This is a genomic window from Streptococcus pseudopneumoniae, assembly GCF_001074975.1.
Classification (GTDB): Bacteria; Bacillota; Bacilli; order Lactobacillales; family Streptococcaceae; genus Streptococcus; species Streptococcus pseudopneumoniae_D.
Genome location: NZ_JUUO01000109.1, coordinates 1 through 11,953 on the forward strand (window position 1 = coordinate 1; position 11,953 = coordinate 11,953).

17 protein-coding genes are annotated in these 11,953 nt (G+C 38.0%); 9 read left to right on the forward strand and 8 right to left on the reverse strand.

All coding sequences use genetic code 11. From position 1 onward, the window contains the following. Window positions 1–358: 358 nt before the first annotated feature. Complete coding sequence (locus tag ADI86_RS06290) at window positions 359–646, reverse strand: hypothetical protein (protein ID WP_049532230.1); 288 nt, start codon at window positions 644–646, stop codon at window positions 359–361. A 9-nt stretch (window positions 647–655) separates the two neighbouring features. Next, window positions 656–1,066, reverse strand: coding sequence for an HIT family protein (locus ADI86_RS06295; protein WP_049532231.1), 411 nt, complete (start codon window positions 1,064–1,066; stop codon window positions 656–658). 67 nt (window positions 1,067–1,133) lie between these two features. Between ADI86_RS06295 and ADI86_RS06300 the strand changes: the two genes are divergently transcribed. Together ADI86_RS06300 and ADI86_RS06305 are read left to right on the forward strand one after the other, a co-directional pair. After that, window positions 1,134–1,865, forward strand: a complete 732-nt coding sequence (locus tag ADI86_RS06300) for an ABC transporter ATP-binding protein (RefSeq protein ID WP_049532232.1) — start codon at window positions 1,134–1,136, stop codon at window positions 1,863–1,865. Continuing rightward, window positions 1,862–2,911, forward strand: a complete 1,050-nt coding sequence (locus ADI86_RS06305) for an ABC transporter permease (RefSeq protein WP_049532233.1) — start codon at window positions 1,862–1,864, stop codon at window positions 2,909–2,911. The genes ADI86_RS06300 and ADI86_RS06305 overlap by 4 nt, the downstream gene beginning before the upstream one ends. A gap of 61 nt (window positions 2,912–2,972) precedes the next feature. Here ADI86_RS06305 and ADI86_RS06310 read toward each other — a convergent pair whose 3' ends face one another. Both ADI86_RS06310 and ADI86_RS12450 read right to left on the reverse strand, forming a co-directional pair. Beyond that, on the reverse strand, window positions 2,973–3,302 hold the full coding sequence (locus tag ADI86_RS06310) for a hypothetical protein (protein ID WP_049532234.1): 330 nt from the start codon (window positions 3,300–3,302) through the stop codon (window positions 2,973–2,975). Window positions 3,303–3,337: 35 nt separating this feature from the next. Continuing rightward, window positions 3,338–3,469, reverse strand: coding sequence for a hypothetical protein (locus ADI86_RS12450; RefSeq protein WP_275043690.1), 132 nt, complete (start codon window positions 3,467–3,469; stop codon window positions 3,338–3,340). 268 nt (window positions 3,470–3,737) lie between these two features. On the opposite strand from ADI86_RS12450, the gene ADI86_RS06315 reads away from it, so the two are divergent. Genes ADI86_RS06315 through ADI86_RS06325 form a run of 3 tightly spaced genes read left to right on the forward strand, consistent with a single transcriptional unit; the run spans window position 3,738 to window position 6,172 of the window. Further along, window positions 3,738–4,076 carry a LytTR family DNA-binding domain-containing protein gene (locus ADI86_RS06315; RefSeq protein WP_033679706.1) on the forward strand — a complete coding sequence of 113 codons (339 nt, stop codon included), beginning with the start codon at window positions 3,738–3,740 and terminating at the stop codon, window positions 4,074–4,076. Between the two features lie 4 nt (window positions 4,077–4,080). After that, window positions 4,081–4,818 (forward strand): response regulator transcription factor, encoded by a 738-nt coding sequence (locus ADI86_RS06320; protein WP_049532235.1) that lies wholly within the window; start codon window positions 4,081–4,083, stop codon window positions 4,816–4,818. Window positions 4,819–4,831: 13 nt separating this feature from the next. Next, window positions 4,832–6,172: a sensor histidine kinase gene (locus tag ADI86_RS06325; RefSeq protein ID WP_049532236.1), complete on the forward strand. Its 1,341-nt coding sequence runs from the start codon at window positions 4,832–4,834 to the stop codon at window positions 6,170–6,172. 41 nt (window positions 6,173–6,213) lie between these two features. Here ADI86_RS06325 and blpC read toward each other — a convergent pair whose 3' ends face one another. From blpC to blpA, 3 genes are read right to left on the reverse strand one after another with little or no spacing between them, the layout of a single operon-like run. After that, window positions 6,214–6,369 carry a quorum-sensing system pheromone BlpC gene (gene blpC / locus ADI86_RS06330; RefSeq protein ID WP_049532237.1) on the reverse strand — a complete coding sequence of 52 codons (156 nt, stop codon included), beginning with the start codon at window positions 6,367–6,369 and terminating at the stop codon, window positions 6,214–6,216. Between the two features lie 56 nt (window positions 6,370–6,425). Beyond that, window positions 6,426–7,787: a bacteriocin secretion accessory protein gene (locus ADI86_RS06335; protein ID WP_049532238.1), complete on the reverse strand. Its 1,362-nt coding sequence runs from the start codon at window positions 7,785–7,787 to the stop codon at window positions 6,426–6,428. 10 nt (window positions 7,788–7,797) lie between these two features. Beyond that, the gene (gene blpA, locus ADI86_RS06340) at window positions 7,798–9,951 is read right to left on the reverse strand and encodes a peptide cleavage/export ABC transporter BlpA (RefSeq protein ID WP_049532239.1); all 2,154 of its coding nucleotides are present in this window, start codon (window positions 9,949–9,951) and stop codon (window positions 7,798–7,800) included. A 280-nt stretch (window positions 9,952–10,231) separates the two neighbouring features. Between blpA and ADI86_RS06345 the strand changes: the two genes are divergently transcribed. From ADI86_RS06345 to ADI86_RS06360, 4 genes are all read left to right on the forward strand, one after another. Beyond that, entirely contained in the window at window positions 10,232–10,468 is a 237-nt protein-coding gene (locus ADI86_RS06345) for a Blp family class II bacteriocin (protein WP_049532240.1), read from the forward strand. 19 nt (window positions 10,469–10,487) lie between these two features. After that, a complete protein-coding gene (locus tag ADI86_RS06350) occupies window positions 10,488–10,892 on the forward strand; it encodes a hypothetical protein (protein WP_033684775.1) in 405 nt (134 codons plus the stop codon). 213 nt (window positions 10,893–11,105) lie between these two features. After that, on the forward strand, window positions 11,106–11,336 hold the full coding sequence (locus ADI86_RS06355; RefSeq protein WP_049532241.1) for a bacteriocin class II family protein: 231 nt from the start codon (window positions 11,106–11,108) through the stop codon (window positions 11,334–11,336). A gap of 2 nt (window positions 11,337–11,338) precedes the next feature. Beyond that, window positions 11,339–11,458: a PncF family bacteriocin immunity protein gene (locus ADI86_RS06360; RefSeq protein ID WP_033679746.1), complete on the forward strand. Its 120-nt coding sequence runs from the start codon at window positions 11,339–11,341 to the stop codon at window positions 11,456–11,458. Window positions 11,459–11,736: 278 nt separating this feature from the next. Here ADI86_RS06360 and ADI86_RS11195 read toward each other — a convergent pair. Continuing rightward, window positions 11,737–11,953 (reverse strand): transposase (locus ADI86_RS11195; protein WP_193390662.1); only part of this gene is annotated, 217 nt, incomplete at its 5' end.

Below are 11,953 nucleotides of genomic sequence, written 5' to 3' on the forward strand. Positions count from 1 at the left end.
CGGGCATTAGTCAAGTAATATAGCACGACCTGAACGAAGTTCAGCGAGCGTCTTTAGACGCCGCTGGAGAGAAACGGCTTATAGCCGGTGTACAAGCCACCCGTTTTCACGGGTGGTTATGACTACGGCGGAAAGCCTTCGATTTAGTTGTGAAATGGTGAATAATACTCTTCAAAAATCTCTTCAAACCACGTCAGCGTCGGCTTGTCTACAACCTCAAAACCGTGTTTTGAGCAGCCTGTGCCTAGCTTTCTAGTTTGCTCTTTGATTTTTATTGAGTATGAGTTGTCTAAATTGTGATGTATAGTTGATGGGATATAACTTGTTTACATTTTAAAAAAGAGCCGAGTAGCTCTTTTTACTTATCTTCAAGTTCCTGTGTTTCTTTTATCACAGCTAGTCTAGTCTGGATATCTTTTTCTAAGATCTTAAACTTGTAAGTCAGGTCTTCTTGGTATTCCTTGATGAGTTCTTTTTGCTGGTCGATGATTTGCAGGCTATTTTGGATAATATCCACATCGTCTTTGATAGCTTGAACGCGGTCAGTAGTATTCAAGACTTCATCTGTGATGGTTTGGCGATTTTTTGTGACCAGATAACTTCCGGCTGCAGCTCCTGCAAATAGCAGTAAATTGGATAATTTCATGGCAACTCCTTAGGCGTTTTTGATGGTTTCAGCGACTTGAGCAAGTTTGTCAAAGTCTGGTTCGTGGGCGATAAAATCAATCTTGAGGTCATCGTCTGAACTGTAACGAGGTACAAGGTGAACGTGGGTATGAAAAACTGTTTGTCCAGCGATTTCTTCACAGTTGGCAATGATATTCATACCAGCAGCCTTAGTGGCTTTCATGATTTTTTGAGCCACTGTTGGCACTTGGGTAAAGAGTTGGCTGGCGCTAGTAGCGTCCATTTCCAAAAGATTGCGATAGTGTTCTTTTGGCACGACTAAGGTGTGTCCTGGTGTCACTTGAGAGATATCAAGAAAGGCAAGAACCTGCTCATCTTCATATACTTTTGAAGCAGGAATTTCCCCTGCGATGATTTTACAAAAAATGCAATCTGACATAAAATCTACCTCTACTGTATTGAATTTTGATATAATATAGCTACATTATACCAGATTTGGAGAAAATATGTTAGAAATTAAAAACCTGACAGGTGGCTATGTTCATGTCCCTGTCTTGAAAGATGTGTCCTTTACTGTTGAAAGTGGGCAGTTGGTCGGTCTGATTGGTCTCAATGGTGCTGGGAAATCGACGACGATCAATGAGATTATCGGGCTGTTGACACCTTATAGTGGCTCCATTAATATCAATGGTCTGACCCTGCAAGAAGATGCAACGAGCTACCGCAAGCAGATTGGTTACATTCCCGAGACACCTAGCCTGTATGAGGAATTGACCCTCAGAGAACATATCGAAACGGTTGCCATGGCTTATGGTATTGAGCAAAAGGTGGCTTTTGAGCGAGTAGAACCTTTGTTAAAAATGTTCCGTCTGGACAAGAAATTGGACTGGTTCCCTGTTCATTTCTCCAAAGGAATGAAGCAGAAGGTCATGATTATCTGTGCTTTTGTGGTGGACCCGAGTCTCTTCATTGTGGATGAGCCTTTCCTTGGTCTCGATCCGCTGGCTATTGCCGACTTGATTCAGCTTTTGGAAGTGGAAAAGCAAAAGGGCAAGTCCATTCTCATGAGTACCCACGTGCTGGATTCGGCGGAGAAGATGTGTGATGCCTTTGTCATTCTCCACAAGGGTGAGGTGAGTGCCAAGGGAAATCTCTCGCAACTGCGTGAAGCTTTTGATATGCCTGAGGCTAGTTTGAATGATATTTACTTGGCTCTGACCAAAGAGGAGGACCTATGAAAGACTTGTTTTTAAAGAGAAAGCAGGCTTTTCGTAAGGAGTGTCTTGGTTATCTGCGCTATGTTCTCAATGACCACTTTGTCTTGTTCCTGCTTGTCCTGCTAGGCTTTCTAGCCTACCAATACAGTCAACTCTTGCAAGATTTTCCTGAAAATCATTGGCCTATCCTTTTGTTTGTAGGAATTACGTCTGTTTTACTTTTGCTTTGGGGAGGAATTGCCACCTATATGGAGGCTCCGGACAAGCTCTTTCTTTTAGTTGGCGAAGAAGAAATCAAGCTCTATCTTAAGCGTCAAACTGGCCTTTCCCTAGTCTTTTGGCTCTTTATCCAGACTCTTTTCTTGCTGTTATTTGCGCCTTTATTTTTAGCCATGGGTTATGGCTTGCCACTTTTTCTGATCTATGTGCTTTTATTGGGGGTAGGAAAATATCTCCTCTTTCGTCAAAAGGCCAGCAAATTTTTCACTGAAACTGGGCTGAACTGGGACTATGTCATTTCCCAAGAAAGCAAGCGTAGGCAAGTCTTGCTTCGTTTCTTCGCCCTCTTTACGCAGGTCAAGGGAATTTCAAACAGCGTCAAGCGTCGTGCCTATCTGGACTTTATCCTAAAGGCTGTTCAGAAGGTGCCTGGAAAGATTTGGCAAAATCTCTATCTACGTTCTTATCTGCGAAATGGAGACCTCTTTGCCCTCAGTCTCCGTCTGCTCTTGCTTTCCATACTGGCGCAGATCTTTATCGAGCAAGCTTGGATTGCGACAGCAGTGGTAGTGCTGTTTAACTACCTCTTGCTCTTCCAGTTGCTGGCTCTCTATCACGCCTTTGACTACCAGTATTTGACCCAACTTTTTCCACTGGACAAGGGGCAAAAGGAAAAAGGCTTGCAGGCGGTAGTCCGAGGATTGACCAGTTTTGTTTTAGTAGTGGAATTAATAGTCGGTCTTGTGACCTTCCAAGAAAAACTGGCCCTTCTAGCCTTACTGGGAGCTGGTTTGGTTTTACTAGTCTTGTATTTGCCTTATCAGGTAAAACGTCAGATGCAGGATTAATCTTGCCTATATGACACTAAAAAAGAAGTTGAGTTCAATCTGTCTCAGCTTCTTTTATTTTCTACAAGAGAATGGTTGGTCCGTAGAGACTCAGCTTGGTCTTGACTTGGTCAAAGTGGAAGCGGTCATAGGCCCTCCAAGCGGCGCGAGTAGGAGCATCTGGATTGAGGGCGCTGAGTCCCAAGAGAAGACTGCAAGTCTGGTAAAATTTTTCCAGTTCAATCAAGAATCGATTATCCACTGTCTCAGCTTTAGAGAGAAAGCGGAGGATATTGTCCAGTTGCTCTTGAAAGCGGACGTCGTCAGCGGTTGCCTGTTTGCATGCTTGGTAGGCTTTGTTCAAGTCAGTAATCAAAGTCTGAGCTCTTTTGATAGGGTCTGTATCTGTCATGAGAATTCCTCCTCTAATACTCTTCAAAAATCTCTTCAAACCACGTCAGTTCTATCTGCAACCTCAAAACAGTGTTTTGAGCTAACTTTGTCAGTTCTATCCACAACCTCAAAACACTGTTTTGAGCAACCTGTGGCTAGCTTCCTAGTTTGCTTTTTGATTTTCATTGAGTATAATCTGGGTGCTAGTCTTGTTTCTAGCAACTGTTTTTTGATACTGTCAGTTTATCACTTTTATCTCCTTTTTCAGCTTCAAATCTTTAATTGTCATTGAAATGTCTTGAACTGCGTTGAGTGAATTTTATGATAAAATAGTTGTAACCTCATCATGATGTTGTAGAAAAATAATCCTTTTAGGAGTTTTCAAAGACTGTTTAGGATTGGGTGGGCTTGTGTAAGAACTTTTCTGTTATTCTTTTCTTAGGAGGAGAATCCAATGAAACATATGATTATTCAGACACAGAAAACAGTCTATAAAGTAAACGTCGACGATATCTACTATATCCAAGCACATCCAACTAAAGCCCATACCGTACAGATTGTTACAGAAGAGGCTAGTTTTAATATGGTTCAAAATTTAAGTAATCTTGAGAACCAATATGGGGAAAACTTGATGAGGTGTCATCGAAATTGTTTGGTCAATCTTGATAAAGTAAAATCGATTGATTTTCAAGAAAGAATCCTTTTTCTTGGAGAAGAAGGTCAATACGCTGTCAAGTATGCCAGACGTCGCTATAGAGAAATTCGTCAAAAATGGTTGAAAGAAGGAGAGTAAGAAGATGAGAATATTTGTTTTAGAAGATGATTTTTCCCAACAAGCTAGAATTGAAACGACCATTGAGAAACTCTTGAAAGAACAGCATATCATTCCTAGCTCTTTTGAAGTTTTTGGCAAGCCAGACCAACTGCTGGCAGAGGTGCATGAGAAGGGAGCACATCAGCTATTCTTTTTGGATATTGAGATTCGAAATGAGGAGATGAAAGGCCTAGAGGTGGCTAGAAAGATTCGGGATCGGGATCCTTATGCCCTAATAGTCTTTGTGACGACTCACTCGGAGTTTATGCCCCTGTCCTTTCGCTACCAAGTGTCTGCTTTGGACTACATTGATAAGGCCCTTTCGGCAGAGGAGTTTGAATCTCGTATTGAGACAGCCCTGCTCTATGCCAATAGTCAAGACAGTAAGAGTCTGGCGGAAGATTGCTTTTATTTTAAATCAAGATTTGCTCAATTCCAGTATCCTTTTAAAGAGGTTTACTATCTCGAAACGTCGCCCAAATCTCATCATGTCATTCTCTATACCGAGACGGACAGACTGGAATTTACAGCGAGTTTAGAGGAGATTCTTAAGCAGGAGCCTCGTCTCCTGCAGTGCCACCGCTCTTTTCTCATCAATCCTGCAAATGTGGTGCATTTGGATAAGAAAGAAAAACTGCTTTTCTTTCCCAATGGGAGAAGCTGTCTAATCGCGCGTTATAAGGTCAGGGAAGTGTCTGAAGCCATCAATAAATTACACTGAGCTAGGAGAGTTTATGAACATTGCTTGGATATTGTTGCACACGCTTGTTACTAATGGATTAAAAATTGTCATATTCTTTAAGGTAGATGGAATTGGTCTCACTTTTGAGAGGATTTTTAAGGCTTTTCTTTTGAAATTTCTTCTAGCGGCCATTTTTGCAACTTTTCAATTTTTAGTTGTGAGTGACTATCTGTCATATTTTATAGAACCCTTGTTCGGCATAGGCTTATCTTTCTTATTGTTAAGAGGGCTTCCTAAAAAACTCCTTTTCTTTTATGGCCTCTTTCCAATAATATTGGTGAATCTCTTTTACAGAGGAGTTTCCTATTTTGTACTTCCATTTTTGGGGCAAGGGATTGTAGATGGAGATGGAAATCCTCTCTTTTTGTTGATTATGATATTCGTTTGCTCCATAGTCTTAGTCTTTTTGAAATGGTTAGATTATGATTTTACTAGCTTGAGAAGGGAGATTCTAGATAAAGATTTTCAAAAGTCCCTGACTAAGATTAACTGGATAATGGGAGCCTACTATCTAGTGATGCAAAGTTTGTCTTATTTAGAATATGTACAAGATATTCAATCAACGACTATTCGCCATCTGATTCTGGTGTTTTACTTGCTCTTTTTTATGGGGATTATCAAGAAATTGGATACCTACTTGAAGGAAAAACTTCAGGAGAAACTAAACCAAGAACAGGCCTTGCGCTACAGAGATATGGAGCGGTATAGTCAGCAGATAGAGGAGCTTTATAAGGAAGTACGGAGCTTTCGTCATGATTATACCAACCTCTTGACTAGCTTACGCCTAGGCATTGAAGAGGAGGATTTGGAGCAGATAAAAGAGGTCTACGACTCGGTCTTAAAAGATTCTAGTGAAAAATTGCAGGACAATAAATATGACCTTGGCAGATTGGTGAATATTCGTGATCGTGCCCTCAAAAGTCTCCTAGCAGGAAAATTTATAAAAGCCAGAGAAAAGGATATTGTCTTTAATGTCGAAGTACCTGAGGAGATTCAAGTCGAGAGTATGAGTCTGCTTGATTTTCTGACTATTGTGTCTATCCTTTGTGACAATGCTATTGAAGCTAGTGTAGAGATCAGTCAACCTCGCGTTTCAATTGCCTTTTTAAAAAATGGAGCACAGGAGACCTTTATCATTGAAAACTCCATCAAAGAAGAGGGCATAGATATTTCTAAAATCTTCTCTTTTGGAGTTAGTTCTAAAGGGGAGAACCGAGGGGTTGGTCTCTATACTGTTATGAAGATTGTGGAAAGTTATCCTAATGCCAGTCTCAATACCACCTGTCAAGATCAAGTCTTTCGTCAGGTGCTTACTATGATACATACAGAATGATGAAAATAAGACCGAGAATTCTTGTTTCTCGGTCTTATTTTTTATAGTTGTATTGGTTGATTAAATCCTTTTGTATTTTTTTGTTCAATTACATTAAATCTATATAAGAAATCTTCCCACCATCCTCCGCCTGTAATTTGGTTGAGTTCAGTAGTTGTTAGTTCTTGGAATGAAGTTAGGTTTTGATTCTTATCCATGTTATGATTCTCCTTTTTGATAAGATATTAAATAGTTCTAGAGTGTTATCTGAAAATTAATCAGAATGGGTTAAAATTTTATCTTTGAAATAATCAAAATATGTTTTCTTTGCAGTTACACTAGTGACGCGACCTTGTAAGCCATATTGGATGAGTTTACTATCCTCATTAGATAGTTTTGCAAGAGCGGTTAGTTTAAAGAGATTTCCTTGCTCTGTTCTGGTAGGAGTTTGATCAATTGTCTGAAGTTGGCCGATGATGGTAATGCCGTGATTTCCAATCTTCTCCAGTTTTAATCTTACAGTTTGTCCTTTATCTAGTAGAGGTAGATAGTCAGAAGATACGTAGTAAGTGATTAGTACTTCTCTTGTATCTGTGATGACAGGGAATATTTGAGCAATTTCTGTACCAGTTGGAATTCTATTTTTACCTTCAAATTCGCTGTTCAGATGAACGATACCTTTACTTGGAGCGGTTAAGGTATTGTTTTCCAAACGCTGTGTCGCTTGATCTAGTTGTACTTTTAATTCTGTTAATTGATTCTCCACGGTTAGTTGTTGCTGAGAAGCTGTCTGTAAAAACTGAGTGCGGAGTACTTCAATTTTGGTTGCTAAACTATTATCATAAGTTGCTACACTTCCGATACCAGCTTGCTGAATTTTGAGGCTTGCCATAGATGATTCAAGACCTGCAATACTTTGATTAATTTGAGATAAAAATGGCTCCTCTGCAGTTCCTTGTGTTTGTCCTTGTGAGGCTACAAGATAACGATTCAAAATTGACTGGTGCGGATTGTCAGTTGGTAAGCGTGCTCTTTTATTTATGATAGCATCTCTCAGCTCCTGGTATTCTCCAATTTGTTGTTGAACTTTTGAAATTTCTTGTTCAATAGCTGATGAACTGTTATTGGCAAGATTAGCTTGATTTGAAACTTCAGTGTTAGTCTTTGAGATACCTAGCTCAATATCATGAGCTTGTTTAGTAAAATTCATAAAGGTATTATGGTAGCCAAACTCATCCTCACTAGAAAAAAGATCAGTCGCTTTTTCTAAGCTTTGTTTCAAAATTCCAAGTCCTTCTTTTTGCTTCTCAAGTCTTTGTAATTGAGTTTCTAAGGAAGTTTTCTGACTTTCTTCCATTGTTTCAGAGTATTTGATGAGTAAGTCACCTTTTTCAACTACTTGATTTGCCACTAAATGATTAGCAAGGATAGGATTATCACTGGTCGACTGAATGGATGCAATGACACTTGTAGGGGCGATTTCCCCTTGGGAAGTAACAGTAATTTCTTTTGTAGCAACTAGGGAGAAAATCAAGATGAAAGTAAACAGTAATGAAAGAGGTATAATTAACACTGTCGCATAGTTATGGTAACGTCTCTGATAAAACTCGACGCTTCTAAAAAGATTAGGATTCATAACATTCTCCTTATTTGTTGAATAGATGATGGTAGAAGCCCTGCGCCTTCATTAACTCTTGATGACTACCAACTTCAATGATTTTACCTTGGTCAAGAACAATGACACTATTAGTTCGTTCGGCTATACTGAGACGATGGGCTACAAAGAGAATGGTTTTATCAGTGAGGGACATAAGATTATCTATAACTTTTTTCTCAGTCAAGACATCAAGACCGCTAGTAGCTTCATCTAGTATTAAAACAGGAGATTTAGTTAAAAGAGCACGAGCGAGGGCTATTCGTTGCTTTTGTCCTCCTGATAGACCAGATCCATCAGAGAGATGAGTTTGATAGCCCATAGGCATTCTTTCAATGTCTTGACGGATTTCAGCTAATTCACAAGCTCTTAGAATATCTTCTTGGCTAATCATATGATTACCTCCCAAAGTTAAGTTTTCCAAAATAGAGCCATTAAAGATATAGGCTTGTTGAGGTAGGTAATTAATATGACGGCGCAAGACTTTTTTATCAATGTTTTTAATATCCTGATGATTGATGGAAATATGTCCTTTGTAGGGTTCAAAGAAATTGACAATCATTTTGGCTAAAGTTGTTTTACCAGAACCACTGACTCCAACTAGGCTAACCTTATCTCCTTGTTTAATCGTGAGATTAATATCTGTTAAGGTATCTCGTCCAAAACCATACTTATAAGAAAGGTCATCAAATTCAATATCGCCCATCAAAAAATGTGAATGAACAGGGTTTTCTTGAACTTTAAATTCAGATTCGACTAGATAGACTTCGTTCAAACGGTTATTAGCGACCTTCGCAGATTGGAGTTTGGTTTGGAGGTTGATAATATTTTCCATAGGAGTTGTAAAGTAAGAAAGAAGTGTGTTAAAGGTAATCAGCTGACCGGTAGAAATTTTACTCGACATGACTAATTGAGCGCCAAACCATAGGATAAGGATATTCAGAACTAATTTTGTTCCCTGCTTTAAACTCGTTTGTAAAATAGAATATTTACTGAGCTTAAAGGATTTTTCCAAATAATCTACAAATTCGCTGTCTATATTTTGATAGCGATTTTCTTCACTCGTGAGCGACTTGATAGTTTCAATCCCGTTGATATCTTCGATAATGGCAGAGCTAACCATAGAATTACTTTGCATGACATCATGGTTCATTTTTTCGAAAGGCTTCATAAAAGAAAAGATGATGAACATGTATATAGGAATGGAAATAAGAGAAAGAAGGAAGAGATTAGGGTTTTGTGCCAGTAAGACACCCCCTACAAGAATCAGAATGGAAACATCCAGAAAAAGAGAAAGAATGGTAGAAGCCAAAGCATCTATAATAGAGTTAGCATCTGTGAACCGTGAAATGATTTCTCCTGTACGACGTGTCGCAAAGAAAGACATAGGAAGTTCAAAAATATGGCGAATATAGGATAAAATCACATCAATACTTAATCTTTGACTCAGAACGGTTAGGAGATAATCTCTGGAGAAGCCCATGATTTGTTGGAGGATATAGGTTATAACCAGACCAACTGAGATGATTCCTAAAGTTGATTTCATCTGATTTGGGATGTATTCATCCAAGATTCCTTGAAGATAATAAGAACCACCTATATTGATAATAGTGACCAATAAGCTTGAGAGAACAATGTAAGCAATGAGAGATTTTTGTTTGAAAATCAGAGGAAGGAAGCTTAGTAGGCCATTCTTTTTATCTTTATGGGGTTGATAGCTGGGTTTGGGAGCTAGAAAAATAGCTACTCCAGTCCATTCAGAGAAAAAGCGTTCTTTTGACATTTTGGTGATTTTTACAGAAGGGTCAGGATCACCAATAACCAGATAGTCTTTCTTTGTTTGATAGACAACATAGTAATGTTGGAGTTTTCCTTCTTTGTTAACGTGAACGATAAATGGATAGGGGACATCACTCATGTCAAAGAGAGTTTTATCTGCTTGAACAGGTCTTGTTTCAAAGCCCATTTCATCAGCGGCTTTTACAATGCCAAGAGCAGTCGTTCCTTCTTTATTGGTCTTTGCAAGTTCTCTCAAGTGAGCTAGAGAAAAATCTGAACCATAGAATTTAGCAATCGAGGCTAAGGCAGCAACACCGCAGTCTCTAGCATCTATTTGAGGAACAAATGTACGTTTATAAGAAGTCATTGGCAATTCCTTTCATATAGTGGATAGGTATATTATGCCATAAAAATAAGTTCATATTTTATGAAATCTTGAATAGTCATTGAAAGTTCCTGAATGGTAAAAAAGTGATTAGAAATTATCTTTTTAAAAAAATTTAGAGGTAGTTTTAAATAAAAAAGCTAATTTAAGACGTTTCGATGACAATTCAAGATTTGGATGAAAAATTTTAAAAAACAATGATATACTAAACTTGTCAAAGTTGCAACAGGACAAAAATTAAAAATAAAAAGGAGTATTTGTCATGAATACAAAAATGATGTCACAATTTTCTGTTATGGATAATGAAATGCTTGCTTGCGTTGAAGGTGGAGATATTGATTGGGGAAGAACAATTGCTTGTGGAGCAGGGATTGCGTATGGCGCACTTGATGGGTATGCAACAACTTATGGTTCGACATTTCTATTGGGACCATATGCTATAGGAACAGGAGCAATTGGTGCTGTGCTAGGTGGGATTGGTGGTGCACTTACCTGTTAGCATAGGAAAGGAGATAGTAATGAAAAAAATATTTGCAACAAAACACAATGTTTTCTTAGTGAGGTTGTTGTTCGGACAGATACCTTTGGTTGTTTCTACTTATCTATTTCTATCTCGTCAGTTTTTAAATTTTTCCGTAGTTTTCCAATTTCTTTTAGTAGTTATTAACTTGGCTTCTATTTTGGCTACTGTTTATCTCACTAGGGAAATGAGAGTAAGAGAGTTTGAAGATGATGATTTGGTTAGTCCTAGAACCAATCAACTCATGTTCGTCGGCTTGACAGGTTTTATGTCTATCATTTGTTTGTATAGAGGTATTACAGCAGGAGAATCTTACCAACAAATAATCGCTTATATTGGCGCTATTCTCTGCTTGATTGTCATGTTTTTACTCATTTGGGGCTTGAAGTATTATAAAAAGTAGAGCTTAATGAAGTATAAAAGAAAAGGGTAAGTGTTTTCGTAATACTTACCCTTTTATAATGAATTTTTTGCAATTCAAGATGTTTCGATGACAATTCAAGATTTAGATAAGAAAATTTTAAAAACAGTGCTATACTTAAACTGTCAAGGTTGCAACAGGACAAAAATTAAAAATTAAAAATTAAAAATTAAAAATAAAAAAGGAGTATTTGTCATGGATACAAAAATGATGGAACAATTTGAGATTATGGATACTGATATGCTTACTTGCGTTGAAGGTGGCGATTGTAATTGGGGAGATTTTGCCAAAGCAGGTGTTGGAGGAGGAGTAGCAAGAGGTCTTCGGCTAGGAATAAAAACAAGAACATGGCAAGGTGCAGCAGCTGGTGCTGCAGGAGGAGCTATACTTGGAGGTGTAGCTTATGCAGCTACATGTTGGTGGTAATTATGGATTTTAAAAGTTTTATTATTGGTTTAGTAGTTGGTATATTAGGCCCCTATATGGATGATTTAATTAGAAAAATATTTTCAAAATCTCCCAAAAAGAATAAGGATAGTACTTTCTAAAAAATCAATTTCTCCCCTGTATTTGCTAGATTAATTTACAGGGGAGTTTCTTTAATATTATTTCGTCTGTCAAAGTGATATGGGATAGCAGGGTGAAAAGTTTACCAACAAGTCGGTATCAAGACAATATAAAGAGGAAAGTATGTTTTTCATGCTTGCTTTTTTTAATTTTTTTACAATTCAAGATGTTTCGATGACAATTCAAGATTTGGATGAAAAACTTTAACAAATAGTGCTATATTGAAATTGTCAAAGTTGCAACAGGACAAAAATTATAGTCAACTGAAACAGGAGTAGGACAAAAGAGCCTCGAAAAAAGTATTGCAACTTGGTAATACCTTTTTGAGGTGCTTTTTGATATGAGCCCATGTTTTCTCAATAGGATTGTACTCAGGTGAGTAGGGAGGAAGTGGTAAAAGTTTATGTCCAAATTCTTCACACAAGAGTTCTAGCTTCCCCATTCTATGGAATCTTGCATTATCCATAATAATAACT

What these genes read in the sequence shown, in the direction of transcription:
- ADI86_RS06315 (WP_033679706.1), top strand. Translation starts at nt 3,738, where the DNA reads ATGAAACATATGATTATTCAGACACAGAAAACAGTCTATAAAGTAAAC.
- ADI86_RS06325 (WP_049532236.1), top strand. Translation starts at nt 4,832, where the DNA reads ATGAACATTGCTTGGATATTGTTGCACACGCTTGTTACTAATGGATTA.
- ADI86_RS06305 (WP_049532233.1), top strand. Translation starts at nt 1,862, where the DNA reads ATGAAAGACTTGTTTTTAAAGAGAAAGCAGGCTTTTCGTAAGGAGTGT.
- ADI86_RS06355 (WP_049532241.1), top strand. Translation starts at nt 11,106, where the DNA reads ATGGATACAAAAATGATGGAACAATTTGAGATTATGGATACTGATATG.
- ADI86_RS06300 (WP_049532232.1), top strand. Translation starts at nt 1,134, where the DNA reads ATGTTAGAAATTAAAAACCTGACAGGTGGCTATGTTCATGTCCCTGTC.
- ADI86_RS06345 (WP_049532240.1), top strand. Translation starts at nt 10,232, where the DNA reads ATGAATACAAAAATGATGTCACAATTTTCTGTTATGGATAATGAAATG.
- ADI86_RS06350 (WP_033684775.1), top strand. Translation starts at nt 10,488, where the DNA reads ATGAAAAAAATATTTGCAACAAAACACAATGTTTTCTTAGTGAGGTTG.
- blpC (WP_049532237.1), bottom strand. Translation starts at nt 6,369, where the DNA reads ATGGATAAGAATCAAAACCTAACTTCATTCCAAGAACTAACAACTACT.
- ADI86_RS12450 (WP_275043690.1), bottom strand. Translation starts at nt 3,469, where the DNA reads ATGAAAATCAAAAAGCAAACTAGGAAGCTAGCCACAGGTTGCTCAAAA.
- ADI86_RS06360 (WP_033679746.1), top strand. Translation starts at nt 11,339, where the DNA reads ATGGATTTTAAAAGTTTTATTATTGGTTTAGTAGTTGGTATATTAGGC.
- ADI86_RS06310 (WP_049532234.1), bottom strand. Translation starts at nt 3,302, where the DNA reads ATGACAGATACAGACCCTATCAAAAGAGCTCAGACTTTGATTACTGAC.
- ADI86_RS06335 (WP_049532238.1), bottom strand. Translation starts at nt 7,787, where the DNA reads ATGAATCCTAATCTTTTTAGAAGCGTCGAGTTTTATCAGAGACGTTAC.
- ADI86_RS06295 (WP_049532231.1), bottom strand. Translation starts at nt 1,066, where the DNA reads ATGTCAGATTGCATTTTTTGTAAAATCATCGCAGGGGAAATTCCTGCT.
- ADI86_RS06290 (WP_049532230.1), bottom strand. Translation starts at nt 646, where the DNA reads ATGAAATTATCCAATTTACTGCTATTTGCAGGAGCTGCAGCCGGAAGT.
- blpA (WP_049532239.1), bottom strand. Translation starts at nt 9,951, where the DNA reads ATGACTTCTTATAAACGTACATTTGTTCCTCAAATAGATGCTAGAGAC.
- ADI86_RS06320 (WP_049532235.1), top strand. Translation starts at nt 4,081, where the DNA reads ATGAGAATATTTGTTTTAGAAGATGATTTTTCCCAACAAGCTAGAATT.